We start from the raw sequence: 18747 nt of genomic DNA, 5'->3' as shown, positions 1-18747 counted from the left end.
GAGCGACAGGCTAAGTATTACTCAGTTTGTATCTAACGACCCAAGTACGGGAGAGTTCGACAGCGATCGCATAATTAACCATCTCATTAGTTTTTTGAACGCGAATTACGTCGTGATCTTTGAGGGTTTTGAGGGCGGCTTGTAGAGTTTCGCTAGGTAGATTAGTTTGTGAGATTAGTTCTGATTCGTTGAGTCCTTGGGGATGAGGGGCTAGGGCTTTGAGAATGTCTTGTTGATGAGCTGCACCTTCGGCGGCTTGTTGCCAGACTCCATTGAAGTAGTTAATGCCTGTGGCGAAAAAGTTTTCGCCTGAGCAGATGGTGCGTACATCATCAATGGTGAAGGTGCGATCGCGTGGTTTGCCTTGCTCGAATACATAGTCGTTAAATAGGCGCACGAGTTGGAATCCGATCAGTTGGGTGAGGTAGGGCTGTCCGTTGGTAAGGTCGTAGATATGGTCAAGGGCGGTAGGTTCGTATTCGAGTAGGAATTCGGGATCGGGGTTGGCGAGGACTTGGTGAGTTGCCTCACGGGTGAGGAAGGTAACGGGGATAGAAATAAAACTAGAGAAGAAGGGCTGGAAGTAGTCGGCGTTCATTTCTTGGAGGGTGTGCAGTCCTGCAAAGGCAAAGGCGAGTTTGCTGCTCATTTGCACCATGCCACGCAGGAAGCCGAGAAAATCTTTGCTGAGTTTACCTGCATCGATCAGTTCTTCGATTTTCTCAAATTCGTCAAGAGAGATGATGAGTCCTTTGCCTGTGAAGGTTTTCGTGATTTGTTCTAAATAGCGGCGAAAGGTGGTTTCTGGGAATTGGAGTAGGTCGTTATTGCTTGGTACAGGAATTTCGGTAACTTCTTCGAGTGCGTCGCAAATTGCCATGAGGATGTCGGTAATGCCGTTGTTGGCGCTACTAACGCTGAGGAGGTTAACGTAGGCAACGCGAACTTCGCTATTAACTTTGGTGGTGGCATTGCGAAGGATGGAGGTTTTACCCATGCGGCGATGTCCATAGAGGATCACCGATTGTGGACTAGTGTTGATAAACCAGAGTTCTTCGAGTTGGCGGAGAATGTCTTCTCGTCCGATGAAACGCTCACCTATAACAGGATCGCCGATGGTGTAGGGATTCGCGATCGGTTTGTCAATTTCGATTTGTCCGATTTCACTGGCTGCACTGAGAAGGATATCGCGCCAGCGAATAGCTATATCTTTTAGGATTGGTTTTTCGACACGAGAAACTTCAGTCGGTAACGTATCAATAATTTTAAGGACTTCTGTGATTTGTCCAAGAGCGCTGTTTAGAGAGTAGGAACGGGTGGTACGAGATGTGGAGCGACTAATAGTTTGAATCTGTGAGAGGGCAATTGATAATTTACTAATTAAATTCCATGTTTGAGGACGTAAAATATCAAATGCAAGTCTTAAGAATTTAACGGCTGCAACGCGAGGAGAATTTCCTGAGATATTATCTTCTGCTTTTTCTGGTGGTATAAATGATATCGGAATAAAATATACTGATTTAAGCGCAGGTTTAACTGTGATATCGGAAATATCTAACCCTGAAAATATTTGTGAATTAGGGGTATTAAAATTTGCTTCATTAGGAAATTCAGTTGAGGGAATATTTAATAACTCTTCTAGATTCGTTGGTTTACTATAGTTTCGTAGGTTTATGACAATTTTACACATCTCATCGCCATGTCTAATCTGTCTTAAATTCTCAAATACTTCTACAGCTTTTGTCAGACTTGAAATAGATTCGTCAACTTCTTTAGCTTTTGAGGCTTCATAGAGATACCAAAAACCTGCGGCGGCAGTATGAGCATCTGTGTCAAAACGGAGATCTCGATTTGCTCCCCAACGGCTTGCAAACCATGATTTGTAAGGGAGCCAAATAATATTTTCAACAAATTCGGCTTTGAGGGCATCCGTGAGAGAAGCTGAAGTGTAACGCAGCACTTCCCAATCCCAAATAAGATCGCTGAGTGCAGCAATGTGAGAAACTAACAAGCTAGAATCTAATCTATTAAGTTCTTTGTTAAGTGAAACATCAACGGAAATAAATTGGAGGGAATATTTTAAGAGTTGGTTTACATTCATCAGACCGCTTTGCCAGTCAGATTTAAGCCAAATGTCAAGCTGATGTCTAAGGCAAGGTAAGGTTAAGGGTGTAGTTCTAGGAATGGAACCAAGCGAGAGCAATAGATTATCTAGACGTAATATAGCCACACTGCTCGCCACACATAACGCCAAAACATATGTCACACCCGCACCCGCACCAAATACCAAACCCATCGTGACACACGACCCCATACTACTCGCTACTCTCAAAGCCACACCACCCGCTATACTAGCCCTAGAAACAAATGTCACACCAAATACCACAAATAACGTCACACCTCCTGCCCCACCAGTCACACCTCCTGCCCCACCAGTCCCCCCAAACGCTGCCAAACCCATAATCCCCAAAAACAAACCATACAACGAACCTATCTCCAAACCTTTCGACGTAAATAGCGTCAAAACCATTATCACAGCTGATAAAATCACAGAAAACTCAAGATAATTCTCATTAATTGGAATGCCGACACTTTCCAAACTAAAAAAGATCGATATAGGAACAGCTATTTCCAGAAGTAATCCCATGAGTGCTAGGTGGCGTTTGCGCGAGTTTATGACTAGTTGCCAGCGTTGTTGCCATGTTAGTCGGTCTGATTCGGGTTCAGGTTCGCAATAGGTTTCCACATACCAACGAATTGCTTGTGGGAAATAGAACACCCAATAGAGCAACAATAGATAATCAAGAGGATTCCAGAGTGACAGTGGACGCTTGAGTTTTGGCGCGAGGTCGAGGAGTGGGACTTGTGCTGTGGATGTTTCTTCGGTCATAGGTTTTAGCGATATTGACGATATAGATCAAAACAAGCTTTCATCAGTTTTTGTGGATGACCTTGGCTCTCTAACCACAATTTTTCTATTTCTGCATTACTAAAGCAAACTCCAGTATTTTCTAGTTTTGAAGTAATAAACCTACACACCGTTTTCTCATCCCAAGGATTGATTTCCACCGTTGTCGTACACCTATCTTGAAAAGGTGAAGTTTTCCCTTGCTCATGACTATCTTTAAACATTTCTTTGAGCGGCGTAAAAACCGCTACAACATAAATCAGATAACCTTCATCTGCAAAACCTCTTAGAGACTGTCTTACTTCCCTTGTAAAACCTTTTTCTGTTAAATTCTCTGTCTCATCCAAAAGTAAAAGTATGCGGTTTTGTCTCTTCCTAAACTGCCTTTTTAAGTCATTACCAGTACAACCAGATATATTCAATTCATCGCAAAAAGATTCATAAAAATCTGGTTCCGTATGAATTGTATTCAAATTGAGATAGATTGGTTCCCATTTATCTCTAAATTTTGTAATTGCAAGGTTCTTAATCTGAATTAATATCGATGACTTACCGATTTGTCGTTGCTTTCCTAACAACTCAACACAGTCACCAGAGTTAATTGCCTCAAAAACGTCATATATCTCCTTATCTCTCCCAAAAAAATGTTCAGGATCGTTAATAGTCCCTGAACGAGGAACAAAAGGATTTTGAGTAAATGAGTTTGTGTTTGAGTTAGTCGCTATCTCTTCTCTCTGAAATATTCCAGATTCTAGCTTATCGTCAGATAGAGATTTAGCAGGAGTTTTAACTTCTTCAAAATATCGTCTTGCAAAACTATCTGATTCAACATCATCTTCATCTAATCCCAGACGGATCATGACAGCTTTTAGTTTTGATAGCTGTCCTTCATGATCCCTATTAAGCAAATTCGTCACTATGTTATTGCGATCCGCTTTTAGCAATGTTGCTAATTCAGTTTTGTTAAGCGAATCCCAGCCATTAGCTTTTAGTCGTTCGTTAAAAAGTTTATATCCCTCATTACTCAATCTCCAATTAGCCAAAACTCACCTCCACCTGCTGAAAATCAACAAACCACTGCTGAAAATCCGCAATTCTTACCCAAAGCCCCAAAAGCCTTGCTAAATAATGCTTTTCAGGATTTGAAAAGTATTTTCTAAAGTTGCTGATTATCCGCATTGATTATCCTCAGACACCCTTCTGACAGGCATTTTAATAGGTTTAGTCCAGAAAAATTAAACTTTAAAATAGGAGCTAAAGGACATGGCTAACAATATCGATAACAACAAAGATAACCAAGCAATCAACGACACCCAATTAGAAATCTCCGCTAACGAGCAAGGACTGCACCTAGAGCTAGAAATCCCTTGGAAACGCTTACCACTCATCGCCAAAATTAGCGGATTTGTGCTATCACATCTCATGACAATTGGTGTAACTCTCGTTAACCTACCCTCATCGACTCATATCCCAGATAGCCCAGCCCCACAAGTTGAGAAGCTAGACTGCCCATCCAATCAATACCTCGCTAATAACGACATTGACTAAATTGTAACTGAAGCGATCGCTAGATGTAAAAATTTAGCGATCGCTTTTGTTCCCCAACATATTAGACAAAAAAGGGAGTCTCTTCGAGACTCCCTTTTTTTATGGCTTTTTATCTGGTTGTTTCACAAATACGCGATCACCTACTTTCGCACCACTTAAAATTTGAGTCTGATTGTCTACAGTTGAACCAATCGTCACAGGTTGAAACTGGGGTTGCCCCTTTTCATCAGCAATTAATAAACCTGTTTTGCCTTCTTGCGTGACGATCGCCACCGTCGGCACAACCAGAGCACCATCAATTTGTTTGCCAATAAAGCGCAAATCCGTATTCATTCCCGATTGCAACTTATCTTTGCCAGTTTCTAAAGTTACACGCACTTGAAATGACGTAACATTCTGCTCAATGATTGCTTCAGGCGCAATCAAACGGACTTTTCCCTTAAACACCTCAGTCGGAAAAGCATCAGCAACAATTTCCACTTCTTGACCAATCTTGATTTGGGAAATATCTACTTCAGGAACCTTCGCTATAATCTCTAAGCCATTCGCGATCGCTACAATTGAAGTTGAAGAAGAAGAATTGCTTGCCGAAGCTGTCGTTGTCGGCGTTACAAAGGCTCCTGCATTGGCATATTTTTGGGTGATAATCCCCGCAAAGGGAGCGCGAATAATCGTATCTTCGATCTGGACTTCGATGATTCTGATACCTGCGATCGCTTGAGCAAGTTGTGCTTCCGCTTGAGCAATATCTTCAGCACGACTTCCATTACGTGATTCTTCTAATAGACGAGTAGCCTCAACCAGATTAGCTTGAGCAGTTTGCAAATCAGCCTGAGCGCTGCGATCGTCAGTTACAACTTCATCAAAGCGATCGCTAGAAATCGCGCCCTCAGTTTGTAAGCTCCGAAAACGATTCGTTTTCATATTGGTTAAAGCTAAACGCGATCGGGCTGCATCTAAACGACCGCGAGCAGCTTCTACCCTAGCCTGAGCCGCCGCAATATCTTCAGGACGACTACCATTGCGTAATTTGACTAAATTAGCCTCACTGGCAGCGGCACTAGCTTGAGCTTGATAAAGTTGCGGTAGCAAGTTAGCATTGTCCATTCTGGCAATCACCTGTCCTCGATTTACTCTTGCCCCTTGCTCAACTAATAGCTCAATTAGTTTTCCAGCCTGCTTCGGGCTGAGATTCACGGTTTCAATCGGGACAACAGAGCCACTAGATTTAATTTTGATCGCTAGAGACTTTGATTCAACTTGTTCAGTTTTATCATTGACTAGAGTTGAGCTTTGATCTCTACTAGCTAAGGCGCGAAAGACAATAAATCCACCACCTAGAAGAACAACGATTAAAACTACAACTAACCAAGGCTTTTTCCAGAGACTTTTGAGTTTATTATTTTCTTGTTTTGGGGAGACAGTAGTTTGCATCGAGATTAAGCTTGATCAAAGCTGACAATATGAGAAATTAATTTTATAAGCAGCTGGGCAGAATCCCAAAGATCTGTACTGCTCGCTATGCGAGCAGTACAGATCTTGACTCTATTTTTTGAATTATGCCGAGGTACTTATAAATAAGTTATGGTATTAGCGTTTATTTTGCATCACCCCTCAGCCTGATTGACTGACAAAACTGTTGAAATCAGCTTTTAACCGTAGGGGCAGTTTTTGCTAAAAGCTTTGCTGTAAAACAATCACGGATCTACTAAACCTGCCCCTACAGAGATCTGTCAGTTAATCAGCCCCTCAGCATCATTGCCACAAAATTATCGCGACCAAAACCCAAATAATAACGGTAGTGCTTCGCGCTACCGTTATTATTTGGGTTTTGGGTTTTGATCGCAATTCTCATTTTAAAAATTGGGTTTTCCAGTGCCTGCGGCGCTGGAAAACCCAAAATTGGTTTCATAATGAGAATTGCTAGGTTTTTGACCGATTACTTGCAACCATCAAAAAAACGGTATATTAGCAAAAGCAAAGACTCAAAGAGACGCAAAAATTCTTAGATCCACTCGTAAATTTATATTTGAGGGTTAATAACCTTGTGAGTCAGCCTGCCACAATTTGGGATGAAAAACCACATATCGTACTTCACAGATCTGATGATACGATGCAGATTCCTCTTGTGAATGCTTATTCTTGGACATTAGGACGAGGCTCAGAAAATGATATTCCTTTGTCTGATAAATGTGCATCGCGCAACCACGCCATGTTTCAAATTGTTGGCGAAAGCAGCTATTTTCTAATCGATCTTGGTAGTCGCAATGGTTCATTTGTGAATGGCAAGCGAGTGACCATTCCTGTGAGCTTAAAAAATGGCGATCGCATCATCCTAGGCGAAACAAAGTTAGAATTTTACTGCCCAGAAACAATCACATCCCCCGACACCAACGCACGTCCAAATAATGACGAGAATACCGATGCAGCCGCGACTGCCATGCTTCACAAGCGACAACTAATTACGGTGTTAGTGGTTGATATTCGGGACTTTACGAAACTAACGCAGCAAATGGATGAGCAGATTCTTTCAGAAGCGATCGGCACTTGGTTCCGTCGTGCTGGAGAGATTATCGATCGCTACGGCAGTTGGGTAGACAAATATATTGGCGATGCGGTCATGACCGTCTGGATTCATGACGCTGGAAGCGGCTCAGAGACTGTGGCAACTCAAGACATGCTCAAGGTCTACCGCGCTCTGCATGAGCTTTATGAAATGAGCAATCAACTTAATCAACAGTTTGAATTACCATTTCAATTGCGCGTTGGTGCAGGTGTAAATACTGGATATGCGATGGTTGGACAAATGGGAACTAGTGAGCACCCAGACTACACGGCTCTTGGTGATACGGTTAATGCTGCCTTCCGATTGGAGTCATCAACTAAGCAATTGGGGCTAGATGTAGCGATTGGCTCTATGACTTATGGTCATACACCATATGCAGCGGTTTTACTACCCCTAAAGCAATATTCTGTGGATCTTAAAGGCTACACGACCCCCACGGTTACCTATGCTGGCACTTTTAATGAATTAGGTACATACATTCAGAAGCTAGACTCAGACTGATCGAAGAGAAAGCACTAGAGCTTTCTCTTCAATCGGCGCTTTGCTATCTCTCAAACCAAAAAAAATTGAAAGCGTTGCAAAGCAACGCTTTCAATTTTTTTTGGTTTGAGAGATGATGTGCTGCGCATAGCGCGGCACATCATCTCTTTTTTAATCTTTAAAGCTATTAGAAGCTAAATCGAGAGTTACTTGGCGAAGCTGTAAATAATCCATCGGATCGACAGCAGTTCTGCCATCGGGTTGGATCTCAAAATGTAGATGTGGCCCCGTACTCCGTCCCGTCGTGCCTACTTCTGCGATCGCCTGTCCCTTGCTCACAATTTGTCCTTTGGATACATACACTCTATTGGTATGAGCATAAAGCGTCAGCTCGCCATTGTCATGGCGCAACTCGACAACATTGCCATAGCCATCATCCGTCCATCCTGCATAGGTGACCTCACCCTCAGCTGCTGCAAAAATTGGTGTGCCTGTGGGCGCAGCAAAATCCACACCTTTATGCAATTTCCTCTCACCCGTGATGGGATGTACTCGCCATCCAAATCCAGAACTGATGGCTGCTCCTGTTATAGGCAAAGTAAAGTTAGAAACCCTATTGAGGTCGATCGCCGAAATATTTTGTGGAAGTTGCATTGTCCAGCGTCCTGGCTGTCTTGACTTGAGGCGTAAATCCTGTGGATTAAGTTTAACTTCAGGCGAAAACTCCACGACCATTCTGGTGGTATTTGCATCAACCTGTCCAACCCTTACTGCTTGCACGCCTTTGCCTACACGTCGTCTTACCGTTGGGCCCTGATAGACAATACCAGGCAAGTCAATCACGATGCGGGTAGGGTTGCTAATGACAGTTCCCTTGGGCTCAATGTCATTTTTGACAGAAAATTCAATCCTGCTATCAGTTAAATCGTAGACAAAGGTTTCGAGACGGTTTGCGTGAGCTGTAGGTGTTGCGATCGCTAAACTACTAGTCAAGCCACACAGACTCAGTGATAGCAGACGCAGGTTCAGGGATTTGGATTTATTGGCTAATTTGCGATTGGTCAATAAATTAAATTGGTGGGAGCGAGACATAAAGTTTTGCATAGGAACGTTGCGCTGTAGGACGGTTGAGAGCAAGCTACAAGCCGTACAAAAATGCACAAAAAGTCTTGTGATAAGACTTGTAGAAGGCTAGGGATAATGCTCTGAAGATTTGTGTAACAGGAACGAGGGAGATTCTACATCAATTTTGATGAAATTTCGATCAAATATGGCAACTTGCGATTATTAGTCAGATAAAAAGTTGTTTTTGCAGATAAATACTTGTCAGCAAAAGCCGCTATTTATAGCAGGTATCGATCAAGAAAACCAGTTTTTGGTTCTGCAATATTTTAGGTAGCAAAGCCGCACCACCCAGAATATTACAGAACCAAAAATAATGAAGATCTAAGCGGTATATTTGTTGCAACCTCAAAAAATCTGCTTGCATCTAAGCCGTTAAATTATGAGCTTTGCCTCAAAACTCAGGACTGCGATCGCGACAAATCAGAGCATTTTATGTTTGGGTCTTGACCCCAATCCTGAAGTGATGCCTGTCAAGTACAAAGCCAAATATGACTCGGAGATGAATGCTGGAGCATATCCCGATCGCACTGTGGCTTATTTATGGGAATGGATGAATTTTATTATTGAGTCCACGGCTGATCTGGTCTGTGCTTATAAACCAACTTTGGGCTTTTATACGGCTTTGGGTGCGCGCGGGTTGGAGCTATTAGCCAAGACCTTAGCGGCGATTCCGCCAGAAATTCCGATCATTCTCGATGCTAAGCACGCGGATCTAAATAGCAGCAGTGTCATGGCAAAGACAGCCTTTGAGCAGTGGGGTGTGGATGCGATTACCTTGAGTCCCTATATTGGACAAGATTTGGCGGCGCGATTTTTGATGTATCCAGATAAGGCGATTTTTGTGAGCTGCTATTCATCAAATACAACCGCACAAACTTTTCAAGAATATCCCAATTCCGATAAGCCTTTGTATCTCAATGTGGTGCAAAATTGTCAAGCTTGGGCGGGAATAGAGGGTTTAGCGCTAGAGATTGGTGCAGAAAATCCTGATGCTTTGGCAAAGGTGCGATCGCTAGCTCCTGAGCGCTTAATCTTAGCAAGAAGTATTTGGGCAAGTAGCCAAGGTGGTGGTCAAGATAATCATCAGAGTATCGAAAATTTAGCAGAAATTCTCAACGCGGGGTTAGATGCCAATGGTGGCGGTTTGATTTTGCCTGTCAATCAGGACGCGCTAGCGATCGGTGAACCAGCCCAATTAGTGCGATCGCTACGGGATGAAGTCAATCAGGCGATCGCGGTAACCCATCATCATCGTCCTGCTTGCGATTTGTGGATGCCAAATGTTTGTTTGCTCGATCAAGCTGGACATCCCCATGCGAATCTAATCTTGCAATTGTTTGATATTGGTTGCATTACCTTTGAAGAAACCGTACAGGCCTCAGGTCAAATTTTCCCCTACTACATCGATTTACGGCGGATTATCTCCAATCCTCAAGTATTTGATGCAGTAATTGGTACTTATGCCGAAATCTTGCAAAATCTTAAATTTGATCGCATTGCAGGGATTCCCTACGGCTCCTTGCCCACGGCTTCAGGCTTAGCATTGCGTTTAAATTTTCCATTGATTTTTCCGCGTAAGGAGGTGAAAGCCTATGGAGCCAGACGCTTGATCGAGGGTAATTATGAAACAGGAGAAACCATTGTCGTGGTTGATGATATTTTGATTTCTGGCAAGAGTGCGATCGAGGGAGCGCAAAAAATTGAAAGCTGTGGATTAAAGGTGCGTGATATCGTCGTATTTATAGATCATGAGTCGGGAGTATGCGATCGCATTCAAGCAAGTGGATATTCACCCCACGCGGTGTTAAAAATCTCTGAAATAAATGAGACACTATACCAAGCAGGGCGTATAACTGAGAAACAATTTGTTGCTTTGTCGCATTCTTAAATACCGTGAGTATTAGTTGGTCGTAGACCAACTAATACTCACAATCCCATCCTTAAATATCGCGAGTATAAATTTGTCGTAGACAAATTTATACTCGCAAGCTCATCCTTACAGGTTATTGATTAGAGTTACGCATGTTCAAAAGAATTAGTTTGTTACTTGTTGCTGCGGCAACTGCCACACTCGCGCCGATCGTCGATCCTACATTTGCAGCCCAATCATCTAAGCCTGCTCCAGCCGAGCTGGAAAATATCGTATTTGCTTTAGACAAAGCTGCCAGCAAGCAAGATATCGAAGCGGTGATGAAATATTATGCTCCGACTTTCAATCATTCCGATGGGCTAAACCGCGATCGCTACAAACAGTTATTGAGCCAACTCTGGCAACGATATAAAAATATTTCCTATCGCACTGAAATTTCAAAATGGGAAAAAAAAGGTGACTTAATTACTGCGGAAACAGTAACGATGATCCAAGGAGTACGGGGAGCCGAGAATGATAACTTCAAATTGGATGCCAGACTGATTTCTACTCAGACCTACAAAAGCACCAATGGTCAATTACAAGTTGTTTCTCAACAAGTGTTAGCAGAAAATTCTTCGCTGAGTTCTGGTGATGCGCCACCTCCTGTTAAGCTCAAAATCCCTGAGCTGATTGGTGTGGGTCGTCAATATGTCCTTGATGCGATCGTTACGGAACCACTTGGCACAAGTTTATTATTAGGTGCAGCGATCGAAGAACCTGTAGAAGCTAAAAATTATTTGAATGAAAATATGATCGATCTGCGTCCCTTGCGTGCGGGCGGGTTGTTCAAAATTGGTCAAGCTCCTTTTTCTTCAGGCGATCGCTGGATATCTGTAGTGTTGGTACGCGAGTCGGGCATTACGATCACAAGCCAGCGTTTGCGCGTCACCAAAGATTTTACGGGCAATCAATATACGCCTCTACCTGAGCCAGATACGACTCCGAGCCGTGTCCGCCCACGCCCTAACAACGATCAAACTCTCTAAAAAGAAAGCACCCTTAGGGTGCTTTCTTTTTCTTGATTTCCAAAAAATGCTCTAATAAAAAAGCGCCCTTCGGGCGCTTTTTTATTCCTAATTGCCAAAACGAGAAGGTGGTGGCGCAACTTTAAAGATGGTCTTCCATGCTTCCACAGTACCTGCTCCAACAGGAAAGTCTGTAGTCTGATCGTTAATCCAAACAGCACGAATAGTTGTACTGCTTGCGGGTAAACTGGCTAAAGCAGCAGATAGCTCATCGCCAACTTCGCCACCTGTGTAGGTGTAAATTTTGCCTTGAGCGCTAAATAAGAGGGCTTTTGGCGATCGCAGCCGCGATCTTTTTTCATAAATAGGCTCTGGATCGCTATAGCGCTCATCAATGTAGCGATCGTGTCGCCAGACGCGACGACTTTTCCAAGAACGGCGATAACCGACCACATCTGACCAATATTCAGTATAGGTTGCTTTAATTCCTTGCTTTGACCAACTGGAAACAAAAGCAAAATTATCGGTAAAGTGCTTATCGTAAACAAGTTTACCGTCGAAAGGATTTTCAACAACACTTGACCAAGGTACATCAGCATCTTGGCTAACTGATGCAGGTGTTACGGCAAATGCGCTAGGGGTTAAGGCAAATAGCAAACCAATGCTCATTCCCCAAGCATTAATTCTCCAATCTGAGTATTTGTGGCGCATAGTAAAGCAATAACTTGGACACTATGGAAATAGATGTTTTTGACAAACCCTTTGTTCCTATATTCTGAGTAGACTTCTAAGTCAAAGTTAAAAGTTAAGATCTCCGACTTTTTCTCGGAAAGTATAAGTTACCTTTGACAAGCATACAAAAAGTCGGAGATCTGGGCATTTATAGTTTTCTTTTGCCTCCTCCTTACTTATCTAGTACTTTTACTATAAATCTAAGACGGTATGCTTTTGGGCAAGGCTAGCGATCGCAATACCAGCGATCGGATGAATCCAATCAGCAGCAATCTCAGCTAGAGGTAATAACACAAAAGCGCGATCGCACATACGGGGATGTGGAATCACTAATTCAGGATTATCAATTTGGCGATCGCCATAAAGTAATAAATCTAAATCGAGAGTCCTTGCACCCCAACGTTCGCGGCGTTCACGACCAAACATTTGTTCTGTATGGAAAAGCAATTGCAAAAGTTGAAGCGGCTGCAAACTGGTTTTTAAAATCGCACAACCATTTATATAGTCAGGCTGGGGTGGAGAATTAGGCAAAGTGATCGCCTTAGTGCGATACCAACGCGAAACACGAATTATCTCAATTTCGGAAAAGCTTGAAAGTTGCACGATCGCAGAACGGACAATTTTTTCGGAGTCACCTATTTCACTGCTCAGGTTACTACCTAGGGCGATCGCGCAAAGCTCGGTCATGAATTTTTATCAAATAACAATACAGCGCGTTGCGCTTTCTTAAAACCCAAGGAATTTTTTACAAGTGTTGCTTCTCAACACTTGTAAAAAATTCCTTGTACTGTTGAATTATACGGGAATCGCTTCAGTCGTACGATAAAGCTTTGCACCAACATTGCGTAACTTTTCTTCAATGCGATCGTAACCGCGATCGAGGTGATGCAATCCCATGACAGTGGTTTCACCGTCGGCAGCTAGTCCTGCGATCACCAGTGCGGCTGAAGCACGTAGATCAGTCGCCATTACAGGAGCTCCCGACAATTGGGGCACACCAGTCACCACGGCAACATTATTTTTGAGGCGAATATTTGCGCCCATGCGATTGAGTTCAGCAACATGTTGCAAGCGGTTTTCAAATACAGTTTCGGTGACTACGCCATTGCCTTCGCAGATGGTCAGTAAAGCCATAAACTGTGCCTGCATATCGGTAGGAAACCCAGGATAAGGCAGGGTTTCGATATCGACAGCACGATAGTTATCGCCACCAATAACCGTGATCATATTGTCCGAATCTTGACGCACGGTGACACCGATATCTTGCAGTTTAGAAATTGCGGCAGTAAGGTGCGCAGGAATCACAGGCGACATTGATAAGGTCGATCGCGTAATCGCAGCAGCCACCATGAAAGTTGCCGCTTCAACGCGATCGGGAATCGCTGTGAAATCAGCAAAATGAAGCTTTTCGACACCATCAATGATGATCGTACTTGTGCCAGCACCACGAATCTTTGCACCCATCGCCATGCAAAGATCGGCTAGATCGACTACTTCAGGCTCCAGAGCTGCATTCTCAATAATGGTTTGTCCTTCAGCAAGTGTCGCTGCCATCATCAATGTCTCAGTTGCACCGACGCTTGGGTAATCAAGATAAATCTTTGCACCTTGCAAACGTCCATTGGGACTCATCGCATGGGCGTGAACGATGCCATGATCGATCTGCACAAATGCTCCTAGAGATTGCAAACCGCGCACATGTAGTTCTACAGGACGTGCACCGATCGCACAGCCACCTGGGAGAGGAATTTTTGCTGATCCGAGTCTTGCTAATAGTGAACCAACTGCAAAGAAACTCGCTCTCATCTTACTTACCAATTCGTAAGGTGCAGAGTTTGTCGTCAATTTGCTGGTATCGAGATCGAGAACTTCGCCATTGCGAGAAATTTTTACTCCAAGAGTTTCTAGAATGTCACTCATGCGCTGAACATCAGCGAGGTTAGGGACATTGCGAATACGGCATCCTTCTGACGATAAAAGTGTACCTGCCATGAGGGCAAGGATAGAATTTTTTGCACCACTAATGGGGACATGCCCAGACAATTTCGCTTTGCCAATGATACGGAGGACAGGAGAGTTGGGTTCTATTTGTGCCATTTCAGAAGATTCGATCGTGGTTAAGTCGATAGGCTCAATGATTTGTGAAGCAATTTGTGAAGCATTACCGAGATCCATCGTCGATTGCATAGGCTGTAAATTGTTGGTTGTAGTTGTATTGGTTGAAGTGTTTGTGTAAACGATCGCCTTGTCCTCCTCACATCAAAAATAACGTAGCCAAAAGTTTAGCGGAGTATATCCGATAAACTGTTAACTTTTGTACGCTAAGTGTATTTACTCATTATTAATGATTGAGCCGTATATGGCAATTTAGTCAAAAGTAATGCAGTAATTCTAAATAATGCGGTTAGCGTCTTCATTTATTCGCGCTCCCTGATGTAGGGGCAAAGCATTCCCACAGAAATCTATGCTTTTTAGATTACTTTAATCTGGGAATGCTTTGCCCAAAAACTTGTAACGCAGGGACAATATGTCTACGAAAGCGCAAAGGGTTTAGCATTTGCAGATCGGGTTTTCTGTGATGCGTTAAAGAATTGTGGCGCAAATGCTAAGCCCCTACAGCCTTACTTTTTCTTTTAACAAAAATTACTACAAATCATGTCAAAGCCATATCAAAGAATTTCGATCGCTGAGTGCAATGAGCCACTGGTAGCAATTCCAGATGACATCTTTAAAATCAATCCTCATCCATATATGTCATTAGGCGCACCCTACGGCGATCGCTCTCCTTTTTTTGTGCGTCAAGGCGTTTTAGAAAAATTACTAAAATCTCAAGCCTATTTACAAACAATTTGCCCCAATTATCAAATCGCAATTTTTGATGCCTATCGCCCAATTCCTGTGCAGCAATTTATGGTGGATTATAGTTTCGCGCAGTTAGCCAAAAGTAAGGATTTGGAAGTAAAAAATCTCACTGAGGAGAAAAAAAATTCACTTATGGCAGAAGTGATGAAATTTTGGGCTATTCCCAGTCATGATCCGAAAATGCCTCCGCCTCATAGCACTGGTGCTGCGATCGACGTAACTTTATTTGATGCCGATCTTCAAGAAGTTGATATGGGATCGCCAATTGATGAGATTAGCGATCGCTCTGAGCCCAATTATTTTGCCAGTTTTCGTAATGCGCAATCAGTGAGGTTTAATCGCGATCGGGAATTGTTAAATCAAGTAATGACTTATAGCGGATTTCGTCGGCATCCAAATGAATGGTGGCACTTTTCCTATGGCGATCAACTTTGGGCATGGATTAGCGATGAGAAACTTGCGATTTACGGAGGAGTCATATAGCCTTTATTTTTTGAGGTTTCAGATTGATATAAATTGTCTTTGTAGTTACCACGGAATTCTATACTATCAGCATAAATTTTATACTTTCACATAAACATCTCGCGACTAACTCGTTATTTATTAAGCTAGTTAATTTAGATATAGATGATAGTTAGCATTAAAAAAATAGGTTGTATATGTTCGTGAAAAAGTTTGACTAGTAGTACAATTATCTAAGATACTAATGTAAAAATATTCAATATTAAACTATTAAGAACAAATGGCAAAAGTTAAACAACCAGTTCAACTCTCTGGTGATGCATTGCTACAGAAAGTCAAAGAACTTGAACATCTTTCAAAAGAAGAAAAAGCTAAAGCTTGTGGGTATGCCACTATTACTAAAAACAATCAAGCTCGTGTTAACTTGATGAAGTTTTATAATGCCTTGATGGAAGCAGATGGCGTGGAGCTTGAAGCGAAAGGTAGTGGTAAAGGCGGACGTAGTGCCAGTTATCGTGTTAGTGTCCAAAAAAATGGCAACCTACTAATCGGCTCAGCATACACACAATTGATGGGTTTACAAGCTGGTGATGAGTTAGAAATTCGCCTCGGTCGTAAACATATTCATTTGCGTCAAGTTGGTGCAGACGACGAAGAATAATATTTAAAACAGAAAAAATACAAGCTTGCAAAGCAAGCTTGTATTTTTTCTGTTTTAAAATAAAATTCTGCCACTTTCTACTTGAAAAATTCGGGCGGAATTTAGCCACTGGGCATCAAACGAACCAAGATGAGTAGTGGTAATAATTGTCTGAACGCGATCGCCGATCGCATTCAATAAATGATCTTGTCTTTGGAGATCAAGCTCAGCAAGCACATCATCTAATAGCAATAACGGTGGTTCTCCGACTACCGATTCTAGCAATTCTAACTCAGCAAGTTTTAGCGCCAGTACTAAAGTGCGCTGTTGTCCTTGAGAGCCATATTCACGCGCAGGCGTAGCATTAATTGTCAGAGCAACCTCATCACGATGGGGACCAATTAAGCTTGTGCCTTGATGTTGCTCAATCACTGCTTTCTGCAAAATCGCCTCAAAAAAAGATTGCTGAATATTCTCGACGGTATCTGTTGGTGAGAAGGCAAATTTGGGCAAGTAATTAATTTCCAAATGTTCACTACCACCGCTAATTGATTGATGCCATGTATGGGCGATCGGCGTTAATCTTTCCAATAAACGCGATCGCCTTCTGATTAATCTTGTGCCCGCAGTTACTAGTTGAGCATCCCAAAGCGACATTTGTTGGGGTTCATATTGGATTTGCCCTTGTTTGATAGACTTTAATAAAGCATTGCGCTGCCGTAAAACTTGATTATATTGTTGCAAAAGATTGATATAAATCGGCTCTAATTGAATTAATACTGTATCCAACCAATTGCGCCGACTCTCTGGACTACCCCGCACCAAATCCAGATCTAAACTCGAAAACATGACTGCATTTAGGTTGCCCAAAAAGTCCAAATGCCTTGCTTGATTTACTCCATTCACATTTAGAGTCCGCTTGCCACTAGCCCGCATTCGCATCAATAATTCTACGGGATAGCTTTCAGGCGATCGCGATCGCTGACAAGTTGCGATAATCTCACCGATCGCCTCACCATTTCGCACTAAGTCACGATCTTTACTCACACGATGCGATCGCAAAGTCGCCAATAGCAAAACTGCTTCGAGCAAGTTAGATTTACCCTGAGCATTGTTGCCCACGATCACGGTTTTTGGGGCAGTGAAGTTAACTTCTTGATCGATATAGTTGCGAAACTGCTTGATGTGGAGAGATTTAAGATACATGCACGCAGATGACCCAATTGGCAGACTTTCTAGCATAAACCAAGAGTTCAAGTTCTTGGCTAAAAGCTAAAGTCGGTTGAAACTGACTGAAGAAATTTAACCCGTTTCAATGGGTTTTAGCTTTTAGCCCGTACTTGAGTGCAGGGTCTTGGCTAAGCAGATTGTAAAAATTTTAAGCAATCCTCTAAAGTTTGTTTGAAATCTGAGAGAGAAAGTTTTAAAGTTAGCTCATGTTCACTAAACTCGTTCCAGATCATTGCTTGATTTGCTGTGAGTTCCAAACCACATGTATTACCAACTCCTTCCAATAAATGGCGATCGCCTATTTCAATCTCTGCGATCGCAACTAAAAGATCTTCACATACAGCAGCAACACCTTGCACTTCTGATTGAAAATATTGACTAAGGAGTTGATATTTAGGCTCAGTGTCAGCTTTAAAATAGCCTTCCGCATCTCGGTAAAATTTGATATTGATCATTTCATGCTCTGGAGGAAATATTATGAATGGGAAGGTGACTTGTTTGGTATTTCTACTAGATTTACTGTAGGGTTCGTTAGCCATAGCGTAACGCACTCTCTAGCTTTGACGGTGCGTTACTCTTCGCTAACTCACCCTACTATTAAAATCCCAGTCCACGCATTGAGCGGGACAGAATCTAGCTACTTACCTGCGATAAATGGGATAAGCGGTGGTAATTGTATTTGTGGCTTTATTGTAATAACCTTCGATTTTTAAACCACTTGGGGAAGTGCCTTGCCAAGGTTCTTTAGTTTTGTTAGATGAGGCGAAAGCACTTTGGATTTCTGACAAGACTTGAACCTGAGTCCACTGATCTGGGAAAAAAGTAGAACTGGACAACTTGCTAACCCATTGACCATTGGCAGGGTTGCGAATTTCGACGCGACCAATATAAACGCCTTGTCTATTGGGTAAGCCTGTCAGCTTGACCATTTTGGCATTATTGCTGTCTTTGCCATTAGGACGATGATGATAACCAACTGCTAAGCCTCGGCGGTTAATTTCTCCCTGAAAGATATGAACTTTATTAATAGTCAGCGCTTTAGCAACAGGAGCTTTAGCTATTGTTGTATAACTGGAGTTTTGGACGATAGTCGCTGAATGCTGAGTTTGAGGTGTGGTTGCTTGTGGACTCAGGAAAACAGTGCCAAATATCGCCCCCAATGAAGCAAATCCAACTACTAACTTAGAAATCATTGCATTTGTCATAGTTTTATTTGAAGTTATCCTAAAAATTGAGATAAAAAATTGAGATAATCTATGTCGCAATCAGTAGAATAAAGAACCAATTTTTTTATGGCGCGGCTGAGCTACACCATAA

17 protein-coding genes are annotated in these 18747 nt (G+C 42.5%); 6 read left to right on the top strand and 11 right to left on the bottom strand.

What is annotated here, in order from left to right; all coding sequences use genetic code 11:
* Window positions 1-10 precede the first annotated feature (10 nt).
* Window positions 11-2890: an AAA family ATPase gene (locus PseudUWO311_RS01240; RefSeq protein WP_142653279.1), complete on the bottom strand. Its 2880-nt coding sequence runs from the start codon at window positions 2888-2890 to the stop codon at window positions 11-13.
* Window positions 2891-2895: 5 nt separating this feature from the next.
* Complete coding sequence (locus PseudUWO311_RS01235) at window positions 2896-3951, bottom strand: hypothetical protein (RefSeq protein ID WP_142653278.1); 1056 nt, start codon at window positions 3949-3951, stop codon at window positions 2896-2898.
* Between the two features lie 220 nt (window positions 3952-4171).
* Here PseudUWO311_RS01235 and PseudUWO311_RS01230 point away from each other — a divergent pair, with 220 nt between their 5' ends.
* Window positions 4172-4456 (top strand): hypothetical protein, encoded by a 285-nt coding sequence (locus tag PseudUWO311_RS01230; protein WP_142653277.1) that lies wholly within the window; start codon window positions 4172-4174, stop codon window positions 4454-4456.
* A 99-nt stretch (window positions 4457-4555) separates the two neighbouring features.
* Here the strand turns inward: PseudUWO311_RS01230 and PseudUWO311_RS01225 are convergent, their stop codons facing one another.
* Both PseudUWO311_RS01225 and PseudUWO311_RS23845 read right to left on the bottom strand, forming a co-directional pair.
* Complete coding sequence (locus PseudUWO311_RS01225; RefSeq protein ID WP_142653276.1) at window positions 4556-5890, bottom strand: efflux RND transporter periplasmic adaptor subunit; 1335 nt, start codon at window positions 5888-5890, stop codon at window positions 4556-4558.
* 307 nt (window positions 5891-6197) lie between these two features.
* Complete coding sequence (locus PseudUWO311_RS23845) at window positions 6198-6368, bottom strand: hypothetical protein (RefSeq protein ID WP_190303350.1); 171 nt, start codon at window positions 6366-6368, stop codon at window positions 6198-6200.
* Window positions 6369-6503: 135 nt separating this feature from the next.
* On the opposite strand from PseudUWO311_RS23845, the gene PseudUWO311_RS01220 reads away from it, so the two are divergent.
* Window positions 6504-7523, top strand: a complete 1020-nt coding sequence (locus tag PseudUWO311_RS01220; protein ID WP_142653275.1) for an adenylate/guanylate cyclase domain-containing protein — start codon at window positions 6504-6506, stop codon at window positions 7521-7523.
* A gap of 150 nt (window positions 7524-7673) precedes the next feature.
* On the opposite strand, the gene PseudUWO311_RS01215 is transcribed toward PseudUWO311_RS01220, so the two are convergent.
* Complete coding sequence (locus tag PseudUWO311_RS01215; RefSeq protein ID WP_142653274.1) at window positions 7674-8594, bottom strand: peptidoglycan DD-metalloendopeptidase family protein; 921 nt, start codon at window positions 8592-8594, stop codon at window positions 7674-7676.
* Between the two features lie 412 nt (window positions 8595-9006).
* Here PseudUWO311_RS01215 and PseudUWO311_RS01210 point away from each other — a divergent pair, with 412 nt between their 5' ends.
* Complete coding sequence (locus PseudUWO311_RS01210; protein WP_142653273.1) at window positions 9007-10515, top strand: bifunctional orotidine-5'-phosphate decarboxylase/orotate phosphoribosyltransferase; 1509 nt, start codon at window positions 9007-9009, stop codon at window positions 10513-10515.
* Window positions 10516-10649: 134 nt separating this feature from the next.
* Window positions 10650-11525, top strand: a complete 876-nt coding sequence (locus PseudUWO311_RS01205) for a hypothetical protein (RefSeq protein WP_142653272.1) — start codon at window positions 10650-10652, stop codon at window positions 11523-11525.
* A gap of 87 nt (window positions 11526-11612) precedes the next feature.
* Here PseudUWO311_RS01205 and PseudUWO311_RS01200 read toward each other — a convergent pair whose 3' ends face one another.
* The 3 genes from PseudUWO311_RS01200 to murA form a co-directional block, all read right to left on the bottom strand.
* Complete coding sequence (locus PseudUWO311_RS01200) at window positions 11613-12215, bottom strand: hypothetical protein (RefSeq protein ID WP_142653271.1); 603 nt, start codon at window positions 12213-12215, stop codon at window positions 11613-11615.
* Between the two features lie 213 nt (window positions 12216-12428).
* Window positions 12429-12923, bottom strand: coding sequence for a 2-amino-4-hydroxy-6-hydroxymethyldihydropteridine diphosphokinase (folK, locus tag PseudUWO311_RS01195; RefSeq protein WP_142653270.1), 495 nt, complete (start codon window positions 12921-12923; stop codon window positions 12429-12431).
* 108 nt (window positions 12924-13031) lie between these two features.
* The gene (gene murA, locus PseudUWO311_RS01190; RefSeq protein WP_142653269.1) at window positions 13032-14423 is read right to left on the bottom strand and encodes a UDP-N-acetylglucosamine 1-carboxyvinyltransferase; all 1392 of its coding nucleotides are present in this window, start codon (window positions 14421-14423) and stop codon (window positions 13032-13034) included.
* A 468-nt stretch (window positions 14424-14891) separates the two neighbouring features.
* Here murA and PseudUWO311_RS01185 point away from each other — a divergent pair, with 468 nt between their 5' ends.
* Window positions 14892-15581: a M15 family metallopeptidase gene (locus tag PseudUWO311_RS01185; RefSeq protein ID WP_142653268.1), complete on the top strand. Its 690-nt coding sequence runs from the start codon at window positions 14892-14894 to the stop codon at window positions 15579-15581.
* Between the two features lie 259 nt (window positions 15582-15840).
* Window positions 15841-16221, top strand: coding sequence for an AbrB family transcriptional regulator (locus tag PseudUWO311_RS01180; RefSeq protein WP_009628945.1), 381 nt, complete (start codon window positions 15841-15843; stop codon window positions 16219-16221).
* Between the two features lie 54 nt (window positions 16222-16275).
* Here the strand turns inward: PseudUWO311_RS01180 and recF are convergent, their stop codons facing one another.
* The 3 genes from recF to PseudUWO311_RS01165 all read right to left on the bottom strand — a co-directional run bounded on the left by recF (window position 16276) and on the right by PseudUWO311_RS01165 (window position 18635).
* Window positions 16276-17406: a DNA replication/repair protein RecF gene (recF, locus tag PseudUWO311_RS01175; protein ID WP_142653267.1), complete on the bottom strand. Its 1131-nt coding sequence runs from the start codon at window positions 17404-17406 to the stop codon at window positions 16276-16278.
* Between the two features lie 152 nt (window positions 17407-17558).
* Window positions 17559-17969 carry a hypothetical protein gene (locus tag PseudUWO311_RS01170; protein ID WP_142653266.1) on the bottom strand — a complete coding sequence of 137 codons (411 nt, stop codon included), beginning with the start codon at window positions 17967-17969 and terminating at the stop codon, window positions 17559-17561.
* 102 nt (window positions 17970-18071) lie between these two features.
* Entirely contained in the window at window positions 18072-18635 is a 564-nt protein-coding gene (locus tag PseudUWO311_RS01165; protein ID WP_142653265.1) for an EndoU domain-containing protein, read from the bottom strand.
* Window positions 18636-18747 lie beyond the last annotated feature (112 nt).

Source organism: Pseudanabaena sp. UWO311 (genome assembly GCF_006937785.1).
In the GTDB taxonomy this organism is placed as follows: Bacteria; Cyanobacteriota; Cyanobacteriia; order Pseudanabaenales; family Pseudanabaenaceae; genus Pseudanabaena.
The sequence above is the reverse complement of the archived record's forward strand: the minus strand, read 5'-3'. Positions and strand labels throughout refer to the sequence as shown.